Genomic DNA, 12,300 nt, shown 5'->3' on the forward strand with positions numbered 1-12,300 from the left:
TGTCCGAACGTCGGTCAGGGCTAGTCCGCGGCTCACCGGCCGGCGTCGGCGGCCGACGCCTCAGGTACCGCGGTGGGCGTGGTCTGGGGGGCGAGTCGCTGGACCAGTACGGGAATGTCGACGAGCAGTGCGGCGTCGGGCGCCTCGGGTCGCGACGGCTTGTGCCCGGGGTTGAACCAGACCGCGCGGCAGCCCGCGTCGAGGGCGCCGCGGACGTCGGTGCGCCAGTCGTTGCCGACATGCACGACCTGGTCGATAGAGGTGCCGGTCTGCTCGGCGATGGCGTGGAACATCGCGGCCTGGGGTTTGGCCACGCCGAGTTCGCTGGAGAAGAACAGCCGGTCGAAATGGTCGGTGAGCCGGTGGCGGTCGAGGATCTGCCGGGTGACGGCTCCTGGGGTCGCCAGGGTGTTGGAGGCGAGGACAAGGCGGTAGCCGGCGGCGGACAGTGCGGCGAGGCAGGCGTGCGCGCCGGGGATCAGCTGGGGGCAGGCCCGCAGCACGGCGTGGGTGTGCGCGACCGTGAGTACCTGGACGAGGGCGTCGTCGGCGTCGATGCCGAGCCGGCGGACGATCGTGCGGACCTGCTCGGGGACCGGGATCTGCCGGCCGTGCTGTCGCTGCTCGTCGAGCAGCTCGGCGCGGACCGCTCGGACCGTGGTGTCCAGGTGCTCGGCGGGAAGGGTGTGGCCGAACGCGGTCAGGGCGAGGTGGAACTCGCGGACCCGCCAGGCGGCTTCGGCGTCCCGGTCGCCGTAGCTGATCAGCGTTCCCCACAGGTCCACGCTGACGACCGTGACGCTCACCGCGGGCGCCTGGTTGTGGCCCGCGGCGGGACGTGCTGGTGCAGCCACCGGGTCGTGGCGGTCAGGTCGTCGCTGCCGAACAGCAGCGAGCCGGCGACCACGCCGTCGGCACCGGCGTCGGCGAGGGGGCCGACGGTCGGCTCGCGGATGCCGCCGTCGGCGAGGATCTTCACGGCATGGTCGCGGCCGGTCTCGTGCAGGAGACCGCGCAGGGTTCGGAGGCGGTCGAGCGCGGCCGGGGCAAGTCCGGTGCCTCGGGTGCCGATCGGGGTGCCGACGAGGACGACGACGTCGACCGCGTCGAGGAAGGGGCGGACGGCCGTGACGGGGGTGTCGAGGGTGAGTGCCAGGCCGGCGGCTTTCCCGTGCTGGCGGATCGTGTCGAGGGCCGGGTAGACGTCGTCGCCGGTTTCGACGTGGACGGTGATGAGGTCGGCGCCGGCCTGCGCGAACAGGGCGGCGAGCAGGGCGGGCCGGCGGACCATGAGGTGGGCGTGGAAGGGGACGGTCGTCAGCGGGCGCAGCGCGGCGAGCAGGTCCGGGAAGAACAGCAGGTCGGGCACGAACTGGCTGTCGCCGACGTCGAAGTGGAACAGGTCTGCCACGGGCGAGGCGCGCTCGATCTCGGCGCGCAGGCACGCCAGGTCCGCCGACCAGACGGAGACGTCGACCAGCAGCCGCCCGTCCGGCAGGCCAGCCAGCGGCTGACGCGACGAGGCCGTGCGGGTGCCGCTCATCGGGCGAGCTGTTCTTTGCAGTGGGCGACCGAGCTGGCGATCGTCCGGCGGACCTGGTCGTCGTCGTCCTCGAACCGCGGGTAGACCTCCAGGAGCACCGGCACGTCGTCCAGTCCGGCGTCCCGCAGCGCCGCGCCGACCTCGGCGACGTCCACACGTCCCTGCGGGTGGGGCCAGCCCCAGTGCGGGTCGCCCAGACCGTCGGTGTTGTCGAGGTGCACCAGCCGGATTGCCGGGCCCAGCGGGCTGATCCAGTCCGCCGGTGTGCTGTCCGGGCCGTACAGCGGCTGGTAGAGGGTGTGACCGATGTCGAGCGTCAGGCCGACCGGCACCTCGGTGCGTCCGGCCAGGTCGCGTATCAGCTGTTCGGCCTGGCTGACCGTGGCCGGGATCTCGCGGGCGATCGGCGTCGGTTCGACGAGGAACTCGGCGAGACCGACGGCCGCGGCGTGGTCGGCGACGAACACCAGCGAGTCGAGTAGATCGGCGTAGCGCCGTGCCCGGCTGTCGGGGTCGGCGGCGTCCTGGATGCTCAAGGTGCCCAGCGGTCCCCCGACAGCATGGGCGCCGAGCAGCGCGGTCACGTCGCAGGCCCGCCGCCACCAGGTCAGCGCGACCGCCCGCGCCTGCGGGTCGGGATCGAGCAGCCCGGCGGGTAGGTAGTGTGCCAGGCCGACGTAGGCGCTGTGGATGGTGAGATCCCACGCGGTGGCGGCGTCGGCGATGCGGCGGGTGACCTTGTCGCGTTCCCGCTCCGGCCACCACGGGTCGAGCAGGTCGAAGGTGACCTGCACCGTGTCCAAGCCCAGGTCGGCGCGGACGAACTCGGCCCACCGCTGCGGTTCCAGGTCGCGTTTGACGGCGAAGCACAGGTTGATACCGAGGTTCATGCGGGCTGGCCTCCTGCGGTCGGTGTGCGGGGCTCGGAGTCCGCGGGACCCGAGCCGTCCGCGGTGGTATTCGGCCGCCGGCCATGCAGGTGCGCGGCCAGCGTGGCGGTGAGCTCGTCGAGAGAGCGACTGATGCCACCACCCAGCGCGTAGTCGATCATCAGGTTGTTCGAGTCGGTACCGCCGAAGCGGCGGGAGTCGGTCTGCAACCCGAAACAGGTCTTGCCGGCGGCATACGCGAGGCCGAGCTCGAAGCAGGCGCCCTCGTCGGGCACCCGGCCGTCCAGGATGAGCACGAACAGCTCGCAGCCGCCGACGGCCGTGCAGTCGGCGGTGAACAGCCGGGCCCGGACGGTGTGCTCGTCGGCGCCGGCGCGGATCAGCGGCGCGGCTTCGCCGGCGTCCCGCTGCGGCAGGTAGGTGTCGAGCCCGAGGTCCCGCAGCACACGGTCGACGGTCAGGTTGAACTCTTTCTCCGCCTGGCTGAACAGCGGCGCGGCGATGTAGATCCTCACCGCCGACCGTCCTTCGCCGCGGCCGGGTGGGCGGGCGGCGGGGGGACGAAGCCGACGGCGTCGAGAGCGGCGAAGAACTCCTCGGCCCGATGGTCCGGGTAGGTGCCGTCCCGCATCGCGGAGACGTAGTAGTCGGCGACCCGCGCCCAGGTCCACGGGTCGGTCTCGAACGGCGCGTCGACGCCGTTGTTGACCAGGGAGATCCAGCGGCGCAGGCAGCTGGAGCACTGCCCACAGTGCACCGCCAGGCTGTCGGTGCGCGAGCAGGAGAACGTCAGCAGCAGGTCGCCGGCCGGCAGGCCCTGGCCCAGGTACCAGGCGACGATCTCCGTCTTGGTCATCTGCCAGAACGGGCTGTCAAGCCAGACCGGTCGCCCCGACAGATCTGTGATCATCTGGCTGATCCGGCGAAACGCCTGGGGGCTCTTATCCGCGGTCGCGTCACCCTTGACCCCGACGCACCAGATCCGCTCGGCCCGGTTCGCGGCCAGCATCGCGAGGTAGACGTTGCGCAGCGGGATGATCGCGTCGTCGGCTTCCCACCGCGACAGGTCGAGTTCCCGACTGACACTCACCTCGACGCCGCACCGGTCGACCAGCGCCGTGATCGCGGCCCGTTCCTGGTCGCGGTAGCGGTGGCCGAGGTCGAAGTACAGCGCCGGAGGTTTGTCGAGATAGTGCCAGGCCGGGAACGAGTCGAGCCCGGCGGAGAACAGCAGCACATCAGACACCGGGATCTCCTCCCACGGTGGAAACACCGAGCAAGGCCAGCAGGTCCTGTTCGATCTCGTCGGCGACGTCGTCGGCCTCACGCAGGTCGACGACGACGGGGACCACCACGTCGGGGAAGGCGGCGACCACATGCCGGTAGGCGGCGTCGAACCGCGGCAGGAACAGCAGCCGCTCCACCGAGCCCGGCACACCGCCGCCGCGCCCGCGCAAGATCGCCCGTTCCCGCGCCAGCGGCCACGGGACGTCCAGGAAGTACGCCCGGTCCGGGACACAGAACCACGGGGCGACACACCCCCGGAGCTGATCCAGCAGCGCGCTGCCGGTGACATCAGGGCGCGTTTCGCTGAGGATCGCCAGGCAGTAGGCGAGCTTGGAGTAGACGCCGTGGTCGACCACCACGACGTCGTGCGCCTCCAGCGCCGGCCGGTAGAAGTGGTTGTGGTGCCACGCCTCCCGACACAGCCGCGCGAACACGTCGACCGTGGCGTGATGAGGGTGACGGAACCCGCCGGTGCCCGTCCTGGCCCGCAGCGGCTCACGTTCCAACCAGCGCGACAGCCGACCCACCACGCCCGGCAGCGGCCCGTAGTGCACCACCTCGACGTCGAACCCCTGCCCTGCCAGGCGGCGGCCGAGCTGCCCGGCCATGGTCGTCTTTCCCGCCCCCCACAGCCCCTCGACCGTGACGAGCACACCGCTGCGCGGGCGCAGGCGACCAGCGGTGGACCCGGCCGTGATGAGGGAGCTGGGATGGTCAGCGGCCACGAGCGTTCCCCCACAGCAGCACGTGCAGACGCGGCGAGAGGTTCCAACCCCGTTCCAGGGCGATCTCGGCCAGGCGCCGCATACCGGCCAGCACGCTCGGCTCGTCGCTGCCTTCCGGCATCACCCACACCGGAGACAGGCCGAAACGACCCTCCAGCTCCGCCATCTCGTCGATCTCCCCGTCCCTGGCGACCACGAACTTGAACACGGCCTTGCCGCAGCCTGCGAACGCCGTCAACGCCGCCGGGACGATCCGTCGGCCTGCGGCCACCCGCGAGCCCGACAGCTTCGGCGAGACGGTGAACCGGTCGATGGCCTCGACCATCTCTGTCGTCGGCGCCACGGTGCCGTTCGTCTCGATCTCCACTTGCCGTCCCGCCTGTGCGAGCGCGGCGACCAGCGGAAACAGGGCGGACTGTTGCAGCAGCGGCTCCCCGCCGGTCACGACCACTCGGGTCACCGGCGAGTCCAGCGCCCAGCCGAGCAGCGTGCGCTGGCTCAGCCGCTGGCTGTGTGCGTCCACGTCGAACCGGTTCCTGTCCCACGTATACGGCTCGTCGCACCACGCACAGGACAGGTTGCACGCCGAGAGCCGCAGGAACAGCGCCTGCTGGCCGGCCGTCGGCCCCTCACCCTGAAACGTCGGACCGAACCGCTCCACGACCACAAGTCCACGCGGCGGCGTACCGGGGGAGGCCGGGATCACCGGGACTCCCCGAGCAGGTACTCGGCCCAGCTCCTCGGCGTCTCCGACACCCGCACCGCCACGAGCCGGCCATGCACCCCGGGTTCCACCTCGGCCCGGAACCACCGCGCCAGATGCTGCGCGAGCGCCTCGCTGGTCGGCTCGACGTCCAGCACCTCGTTCAGGTCACGGTGGTCGAACGACTCGGCGAGATAACGACCGGCCACGGCGAGATCACCAAAGTCGGTGACGAACCCCGGCCCGGCCAGCTCCGAGGCTTCCAGCACGAACTCGACCGTGTACGTGTGGCCATGAACGCGGGAGCACTTGTGGTCGGTAGGCAGGCTCGGTAGGTGGTGCGCGGCATCGAAGGTGAACCGTTTCCCAATCCGAAAGGTCGCCGCACCGGATATCCGACTTTCGATCACTGTGCGCTCCATCCTCGCCCTCCAAGAATCCCGGCCGCGACACGGCCGTGCCGCGGGCCAGCACTATCCGAGTGGAGAACTACCGCCGCGTGCGTCAGCTGCTCCACCGCCGGAACCACAGGAAGACCAGCATGGCGATGCACGCCTGCCTCGGTCATTCCCTGGGTTACGAAGAAGTCGTTCCCCGCTCTGCGAGCGCCTGACCAGGCAGAATGGCAAGTCGGCGGTCGATGACTTCGCGGCAAGCGGTGACGATGCAGGCGTCGCTACCGCAGGGGCTGCGGCACACCAGGTGCGACAACACGCAGCGCGGCTGCGTCCTCTGGGCCCGACGGATCGGAATCCTTGTTTCCGCTCCTGCTCGCCGGCGTCGATGCGGCAGCGGCAAGCATTGGAATGATGGCATCCTGGAGAGCGACTGGAGATCGATAATCGAAATTGGTAAGATTCGCGCGCGCCCAGATCGAATGCTGCGTGAGGCTAGTCGGATGACTCGACTGGCGACGGTTTACTTCGCGTAAGAGCGGGTCGATGGCCTGATTTCATCAGAAGAATTCAGGGGACGCTCAATGAATGCGAGAACCTCATTCTCGGCAATGCCGGTCGCCAAGGCACGATCCTGGCAGGTGTCAGAGCGGTTCCGTGCTGTGGGCTTTGGCGATGGCGTTGATGCGCCGCGCGAGATCGAAGTCGGCCGCAGTGAGCCGGTGCCCGGCGTCGTGGGTGGTGATCCCGAATCGGATGCTGTCCCAGCGCAGGTCGATGTCCGCGTGATGGCTGATGAGCCGCTCGATGTCGGCGACGTGCACGATCAGGGCGACTCTGCGGTGGTAGCGGACGCGGAAAATTTTTGGTGATCTCCTGGCCGACGCGGGCCCAGCCGGGTGCTCGCACAGCCGGACCTCGATCTCGTCATCGGCCAGGGTCGCCGGAACATCCGGCACGTCGGGTCTCCTTCAGAGCCCGAAGATCTCGTCGAGGTCGCGGCCGACGGCCATCCCTTCCAGAGCCGTGCAGCTTCCCGCAGGCGGGGACCATCGCACGCTCGACCTGTCGTATGTCAGGCCAGCAACTCCGCTCCGGCATGGCCTGTTCTCTACCCTGCTCCATGTACTGGCGCGATTTCCTGGATGCGCCTGGCGAGCTCGATGTCGTGCTCGGCGACGTAGCCGCCGATGTCGCTGGAGCTGATGGACACGTGCACGGTCTTGTAGCCGAGCGTCGCGTCGGAGTGATGGCCGAACTCGTTCTGAATGGCGGCGAGGTGCATGACAAACGCCGCGCCCTGGACGTGGGGTATCGAGTAGAGCCGTTCGATGCGTCGGCCGTCGGTCGTCCATCCGTCCAGGGTCTTGAGGTGTTCCTCGATCTGTTCGGGTGACAGCGCCTCAGCCATGATCCCTCTCTGGTTCGTCGATGGTGACGGGCGCGAGCGCGTCCGCCAGTTCCTGGCCGATGGAGTGAGCACGCCACGGGGCCATCGCCACGGCGACCGTATCCAGTTCCCGCCGGGCACGTGCGGAGCCGGTCTCCACCGCGAGCGCGCTTGCCTGGCGCGCGAGTTCCACTGCCCGTTCCGGTTCTCCCTGCCGCGCGGCGGCGACCGCGTGGCGTGCTGACCAGACCCCGACGTCGCGGCGGGCTGACGGGGGTGCGGCGGGGATGATCTGCTGCCAGAGACGGTCGGCGTTGTCGGCGAGGCCGAGCCGTCCGTAGCAGGTGGCGCGTTGCACTTCGACGTAGCTGTCGGTGCGGCGGCAGGCCGTTCCCCACTCCTCGACGTCGACCTGGTCCACGAGCCGGCCAGCCTGATCGAGCAGGAGATCGACCTGGCGGCGGTCACCGCGCAGCGAGGCGCCGTGTGCCTGCTGCTGCAAGGCGAACACCTGAACCTCGGGTGCAAGGTGCGGCGCGTCGACCAGCGCGGCCTGGCACAGGTCGATCACAGCTGCTGTGTTGCCCAGGTCGGTGAAGGCCATCGCCCGGTCGACCAGCGCGCAGGCGACGGCGTCACGTTCTCCACAGCGGTGCGCCAGTTCCAGGGCGGCGCCGTGGCAGCGCATCCCTGTCTGTCAGAGTCCCGTGAGACACGAGGATCACTGAGACCTCTGTAGCGCAGGGCGAGATGGGATCTTCAAGACCAGTGACGTTGACCATGGCAGACATGGCCTCCTCGACGCAGGAGGATGGCGAGGTGAGCCCCTCCCGAGGCGGGCCGAGGTCGGACCGGCCGAAGCGCCGGACCTTCACCGCGGCCTACAAGAAGAGAATCCTGAACGAGTACGACGGCCTGACCGAGTCGGGCGAACGAGGCGCCCTGCTCCGCCGGGAAGGCCTGTACCACTCCCACATCCAGAAATGGCGTGAGACACAGGAGCAAGGTGCTCACGACGGCCTCGAAGGAAAGCCCGCCGGCCGGCCCGCGGCCACCGAGACGGACACCGACAACGAGCGGCTACGGCGAGAGAACGAACGGCTCGCCGCCGAGCTGGCACGAACGAAAGCAGCGCTGGAAGTCGTGGGAAAAGCACACGCGCTCTTGGAACTGATCTCCGGGAGCGCGGATTCCGACAGGAAACCCAGCAGATAGTCGACGAGGCGTTCACCTCACTGGCGCCACTGACCTCGGTCAAAGTCGCCTGCGACCTGCTCGGGCTTTCACGGGCGACGGTGTACCGCCGGCGCCACCCCCCACAATCCACCGCCGAAAGCCCGCCACGGGCCCCGGCCGTCCACCCGGCAACGCTCGACGACACAGAACGAGAAAGGCTCCTGGAACTCCTCAACAGCGACCGGTTCGTCGACAAGTCCGCCGCCCAGGTCTGGGCGACCCTGCTCGACGAGGGCGTCTACCTGGCCAGCGTGTCCACCATGTACCGGCTGCTGCGGGCCCGGCACCAGACCGCCGAGCGGCGGGCACAAGCCACCCACCCCGCCCGGAAGAAACCGGAACTACTCGCGACCAGACCCAACGAAATCTGGAGCTGGGATATCACGAAACTCACCGGTCCCGTCCGCGGCGTGTACTTCGACCTGTACGTCATCCTCGACATCTTCTCCCGTAAAGCCGTCCACTTCGAGGTCCATCCCACCGAGAACGGGGAACTCGCGAAGGCTTTCATCGAACACGCCGTCGCCGCGAACGGCGGGGTCGCACCGATCGCTGTCCACGCCGACCGTGGGACCTCGATGACGTCCCAGCCGGTCGCCGCCCTCCTGGCCTACCTGAACATCGACCAGAGCCATTCCCGCCCACACGTCTCCAACGATAACCCCTATAGCGAAGCGCACTTCAAAACACTCAAGTACTGTCCCGCTTTCCCGGGACGTTTCGGATCCCTCCAGGACGCCCGCGTTTTCTGCGACGTCTTCTTCCGCTACTACAACAACGAACACAGGCATTCGGGTATCGCTCTACACACCCCGGCCAGCGTCCACGACGGCACCGCCCACGAGATCCAGGCCCGTCGCGCCCAGGTCCTCGACGCCGCCTACGCGGCCCACCCCGAGCGGTTCCACCGCCGGCCGGCCCCGCCCGCGCTGCCGACCAAGGCGTGGATCAACCAGCCCCCAGCGATCATCGAGACCGAGGAGGCGCTACCCACGAACCAAGCAGCCTGATGTCTCATCGGGATTGACAGGCTCCGCGCCAGCAGCGCCAGCAGAAGTCGGCGTCGGTTCTCATCAGCCAGCGCCGTGCCCACCCGCGCCAGCGCCGCAGCGTCCACGGCGAGGGCGAGACCACTCGAATGACTCGTCTCCACCCCCCGAACGTTACAGTCAACTCTGAATTAAGCAAGGACTGTATCAATACAGTCGGCGTTCTGCCTCCGACCCCTCACACGGACCACGAGCACACCGACCCACCAGCGTCGACGAACTGCGGCCAACGCTGGACGAGCCCGTCGCCGAACCTGGCCCGTACGCGCCGCCACCCTCCGGACTAGCTAGTGGCCACGCGGCGCATACATGATCACAGCCATGCCTGTCAGGCAGACCAGCGTGCCGGTGATGTCGAAGCGGTCGGGCCGGTAGCCGTCGGCGACCGCGCCCCACAGCAGTGAGCCGGCGACGAAGATTCCGCCGTAGGCGGCCAGGATGCGCCCGAAGTGGGCGTCGGGTTGAAAGGTGGCGACGAAGCCATACAGGCCGAGCGCGACGATGCCGGCGCCGACCCAGAGCCAGCCGCGGTGCTCGCGTTCTCCTTCGGGCGATGGGCACGGCGGCGGCTTTCTGACAGGAGCCGTATGGGCCCGGCGGCAAGCGGGGGGGGTGGGCACGTGGGGACGGGGCGGGGGCCTGGTCAGGCGGGTGGGCCGAACAGCTCGGTGAGCAGGCCCGTCCCGTCTGCTGGTGCGCGTATTTCCAGGTGCAGCAGGTGGCCGTCGAGGTGGAGGCGGAAGTCGAAGAACGGGCAGCACCGGTGCTCGTCGGCGGCGAGTGCGGCGAGTTGGGCCGCCCGGTCGGTGGGCAGGGTCAGGCGTACTCCGCCGGGGATCTTCGTCCGGGTGGCGCCCTCGAGTGCCTCACGCCAGGTGGCGGCGCGCTCGGCCATGCCGCTGCCGGTCAGCGAGCAGGCGACGGGCGCCGACCGCCACCGCTCTGTCTCCTGTTCGGTGGCCTGCCGGCGGGGTGCGAGCAGCACGTTGACCGGCCGGGTGGTGGCTGGCGCGGGGGTGGTGAGGAAGGCGCACTCCGGGACGACGGTGGCGAGCCGCGCCATCCGCGCGTAGACGTCGCGGCCGGAGGCGCTCATCGTGCGGATGGCCAGCAGACCGTGCCGTACCCGGAACAGCTCGTCGAGGAGGTGCTCGGGGTCGCAGAGGTGTCCTCCGGTGACCTGTTGCTCCAGGTCCCACACCTGCCGGGTCAGTGATTCGACGAGCTGTTCCTGGCCGCCGATGACGGCGCAGACGATGGCGTGGGACAGCTCGAAACCGGAGGAGGGGTGTAGCCGACCTGTGGTCAACCTGGTGAGGACGGCCTCGGTCTCCCGGTGGGCGACCTTGGGGTCGACTGCCGGATTGACCGGTCCATGGATCGTGACAAGGTAGTGCACCGCGACGAACTGGTCGATCTCGACGAAGTGGACGTGGCCGCCCGCCCCGAGTTCGGGCGCGTGGAGTACGACGAACACGTGGTCGTGGTAGGCGTCGACCCGTGGTACCCGGTTGCGGCGGGCGCAGTCCGCAATCGCGGATGGATGGAAACCGAACATGGCGGAGAGCAGGTCGCCGTTCCCGTCGTCACCGACCGGGATGTCGACCCAGAGGGGATCGTCGCCGGTGGGCGGATGTCCGCGCCACGTCCCGTCGAGGCCGAGGGCCGACAGCGGGTGTTGCTCGATGCCCGTTGTCGTGACTATGCGTACCTCCATGGCTACCTCCTTACGAAGGTCGGCTCTCGCGTGAGACGTCGGAGCCGGTCGTGCCGGCCCGAGGGCGCGGTGACCTTCGGTGTGACGGCGTGGTGGGAGGTCGGACTCACGGCCCGACTGACGGTTCCGGCTCCTGCGCTGTCGGCTGGCTGGAGGCATCCTGCGGTGCCATGACCGGGCTGGGGGCGGCGGGGAGAGACAGGACCATGGTGAGGCCGCCGCCGGGTGTCTCCTCGGGGGTGAGGGTCCCGCCCATGGCTTCGGTGAGGCCGCGGGACAGCGCGAGGCCGAGGCCGACGCCGGTGGTGTTGTCGTGGTCGCCGAGGCGTTGGAAGGGCTGGAAGACGTGGTCGTGCTCGGCGGGGGGGATGCCGGGGCCGCGGTCGATGACGCGCAGCTCGACGCGGTCCCCGAGGGCGCTGGCGGTGATGGTCGGCGGGATGTCGGCGGGAGCGTGCCGCAGGGCGTTGGTGACGAGGTTGACGATGACCCGTTCGAGCAGTGCCGGGTCGGCGTGGACGGCAGGCAGGTCGTCGGGGACCTGTAGGCCGATCTTGCTTGCGGGCGGGCCGATCTCGTCGAGGGCGGGTGGGACGATGTCGTCGAGGCCGACGGGGCGGGGGAAGACGCTGAGGGCGCCTGCCTGCAGGCGGGACATGTCGAGCAGGTTCTCGACCAGGTGGGTGAGCTTGTCCAGGGACTCGTCGGCGGTGGCGAGGAGCTCGGCCTGCTCGTCATCGGTGAGGGTGATGCCCGGTTCGCGGAGGCCGCTGATGGAGGCCTTGGCGGCGGCGAGCGGGGTGCGCAGGTCGTGGCTGACGGCGGTGAGCAGCGCGGTGCGGACCTTGTCGGCCGCGGCGATCGGGGCGGCCTCGGCGGCTGCTTCCCGCAGCCGGTGCTGGTCGAGGGCGACGGCGGCCTGCGCGGCGAAGGCGGTGAGGATCCGCCGGTCGGCGGCGGGCAGTGACCGCCCGGTGAGCGCGAGGCACAGGTTGTCGCGCACGGGAATGTCCACACGCTCGTCGTCGTGGCGGGCACGGTCAGCGGCGGCGTTGTCATCCGCGCCGACGGTCATGACCGGACGCCACCCGTCGCTGGCCTGGTCGTCGTCGGCGCGTTCGAGCAGGGTCACCGAGGTCATCCCGAAGGTCTCCTGGGCACGGCCGAGGAGGGCGGGCAGGGCGTCCTCGCCGCGCAGGACGCTGCCGGCGAGCACGGAGAGGGTGGCGGCTTCGGCGGAGGCCCGCACCGCCTGCCCGTAGCGCCGCGCGGAGGTGGACACGACCCGGCTGACCAGGCCGGCGACCAGGACGAAGCCGAGCAGCGCCAGCGCGTTGTCGCCGTCCGCGACGGTCCAGGTGTGGA

Annotated in this window: 14 protein-coding genes and 1 pseudogene; 1 reads left to right on the forward strand and 14 read right to left on the reverse strand. The window is 69.8% G+C overall.

From position 1 onward, the window contains the following. Positions 1 to 32 precede the first annotated feature (32 nt). The 11 genes and pseudogenes from B207_RS35445 to B207_RS35450 form a co-directional block, all read right to left on the reverse strand. Positions 33 to 806 carry an HAD family hydrolase gene (locus B207_RS35445; RefSeq protein WP_195905344.1) on the reverse strand — a complete coding sequence of 258 codons (774 nt, stop codon included), beginning with the start codon at positions 804 to 806 and terminating at the stop codon, positions 33 to 35. Further along, positions 803 to 1,543 carry a ribulose-phosphate 3-epimerase gene (locus tag B207_RS0124905; protein ID WP_018639394.1) on the reverse strand — a complete coding sequence of 247 codons (741 nt, stop codon included), beginning with the start codon at positions 1,541 to 1,543 and terminating at the stop codon, positions 803 to 805. Before B207_RS0124905 ends, B207_RS35445 begins: the two co-directional genes overlap by 4 nt. Then, entirely contained in the window at positions 1,540 to 2,433 is an 894-nt protein-coding gene (locus tag B207_RS0124910; RefSeq protein WP_018639395.1) for a sugar phosphate isomerase/epimerase family protein, read from the reverse strand. The genes B207_RS0124905 and B207_RS0124910 overlap by 4 nt, the downstream gene beginning before the upstream one ends. Then, complete coding sequence (locus tag B207_RS0124915) at positions 2,430 to 2,948, reverse strand: nucleoside 2-deoxyribosyltransferase (RefSeq protein ID WP_018639396.1); 519 nt, start codon at positions 2,946 to 2,948, stop codon at positions 2,430 to 2,432. Before B207_RS0124915 ends, B207_RS0124910 begins: the two co-directional genes overlap by 4 nt. Further along, complete coding sequence (locus B207_RS0124920) at positions 2,945 to 3,679, reverse strand: 7-cyano-7-deazaguanine synthase (protein WP_051102660.1); 735 nt, start codon at positions 3,677 to 3,679, stop codon at positions 2,945 to 2,947. Before B207_RS0124920 ends, B207_RS0124915 begins: the two co-directional genes overlap by 4 nt. Next, a complete protein-coding gene (locus tag B207_RS0124925) occupies positions 3,672 to 4,445 on the reverse strand; it encodes a nucleoside/nucleotide kinase family protein (RefSeq protein ID WP_018639398.1) in 774 nt (257 codons plus the stop codon). Before B207_RS0124925 ends, B207_RS0124920 begins: the two co-directional genes overlap by 8 nt. Beyond that, positions 4,435 to 5,151, reverse strand: coding sequence for a 7-carboxy-7-deazaguanine synthase QueE (locus B207_RS0124930; RefSeq protein ID WP_051102661.1), 717 nt, complete (start codon positions 5,149 to 5,151; stop codon positions 4,435 to 4,437). Before B207_RS0124930 ends, B207_RS0124925 begins: the two co-directional genes overlap by 11 nt. Continuing rightward, positions 5,148 to 5,570 carry a 6-pyruvoyl trahydropterin synthase family protein gene (locus tag B207_RS0124935; RefSeq protein WP_051102662.1) on the reverse strand — a complete coding sequence of 141 codons (423 nt, stop codon included), beginning with the start codon at positions 5,568 to 5,570 and terminating at the stop codon, positions 5,148 to 5,150. Before B207_RS0124935 ends, B207_RS0124930 begins: the two co-directional genes overlap by 4 nt. A gap of 617 nt (positions 5,571 to 6,187) precedes the next feature. Next, positions 6,188 to 6,502, reverse strand: a pseudogene (locus B207_RS0124940) (4a-hydroxytetrahydrobiopterin dehydratase). A 152-nt stretch (positions 6,503 to 6,654) separates the two neighbouring features. Beyond that, positions 6,655 to 6,954 carry a 4a-hydroxytetrahydrobiopterin dehydratase gene (locus B207_RS0124945; protein WP_018639402.1) on the reverse strand — a complete coding sequence of 100 codons (300 nt, stop codon included), beginning with the start codon at positions 6,952 to 6,954 and terminating at the stop codon, positions 6,655 to 6,657. Next, on the reverse strand, positions 6,947 to 7,537 hold the full coding sequence (locus B207_RS35450) for a hypothetical protein (RefSeq protein ID WP_230205210.1): 591 nt from the start codon (positions 7,535 to 7,537) through the stop codon (positions 6,947 to 6,949). The genes B207_RS0124945 and B207_RS35450 overlap by 8 nt, the downstream gene beginning before the upstream one ends. A 185-nt stretch (positions 7,538 to 7,722) precedes the next feature. On the opposite strand from B207_RS35450, the gene B207_RS0124960 reads away from it, so the two are divergent. After that, positions 7,723 to 9,179 (forward strand): IS3 family transposase gene (locus tag B207_RS0124960; protein WP_230205211.1). Its coding sequence is split into 2 segments (ribosomal slippage): positions 7,723 to 8,077 and positions 8,077 to 9,179, totalling 1,458 coding nucleotides; the frame shifts between segments, so codons are not numbered across the junction. A gap of 326 nt (positions 9,180 to 9,505) precedes the next feature. Here the strand turns inward: B207_RS0124960 and B207_RS35455 are convergent. The 3 genes from B207_RS35455 to B207_RS35465 all read right to left on the reverse strand — a co-directional run. After that, positions 9,506 to 9,838 (reverse strand): YnfA family protein, encoded by a 333-nt coding sequence (locus B207_RS35455; protein WP_018639406.1) that lies wholly within the window; start codon positions 9,836 to 9,838, stop codon positions 9,506 to 9,508. Between the two features lie 23 nt (positions 9,839 to 9,861). Further along, a complete protein-coding gene (locus tag B207_RS41890) occupies positions 9,862 to 10,935 on the reverse strand; it encodes a CorA family divalent cation transporter (RefSeq protein WP_018639407.1) in 1,074 nt (357 codons plus the stop codon). A 106-nt stretch (positions 10,936 to 11,041) separates the two neighbouring features. After that, positions 11,042 to 12,300: sensor histidine kinase (locus B207_RS35465; protein ID WP_018639408.1), on the reverse strand; the 1,259-nt coding region annotated here is incomplete at its 5' end.

Origin of the sequence: Parafrankia elaeagni (assembly GCF_000374165.1) — a bacterium.
In the GTDB taxonomy this organism is placed as follows: Bacteria; Actinomycetota; Actinomycetes; order Frankiales; family Frankiaceae; genus Parafrankia; species Parafrankia elaeagni.

Coding starts and splice junctions, on each gene's coding strand:
- B207_RS0124905 (WP_018639394.1), bottom strand. CDS start 1,543: ATGAGCGGCACCCGCACGGCCTCGTCGCGTCAGCCGCTGGCTGGCCTG.
- B207_RS0124910 (WP_018639395.1), bottom strand. CDS start 2,433: ATGAACCTCGGTATCAACCTGTGCTTCGCCGTCAAACGCGACCTGGAA.
- B207_RS0124935 (WP_051102662.1), bottom strand. CDS start 5,570: ATGGAGCGCACAGTGATCGAAAGTCGGATATCCGGTGCGGCGACCTTT.
- B207_RS0124945 (WP_018639402.1), bottom strand. CDS start 6,954: ATGGCTGAGGCGCTGTCACCCGAACAGATCGAGGAACACCTCAAGACC.
- B207_RS35450 (WP_230205210.1), bottom strand. CDS start 7,537: ATGGCCTTCACCGACCTGGGCAACACAGCAGCTGTGATCGACCTGTGC.
- B207_RS41890 (WP_018639407.1), bottom strand. CDS start 10,935: ATGGAGGTACGCATAGTCACGACAACGGGCATCGAGCAACACCCGCTG.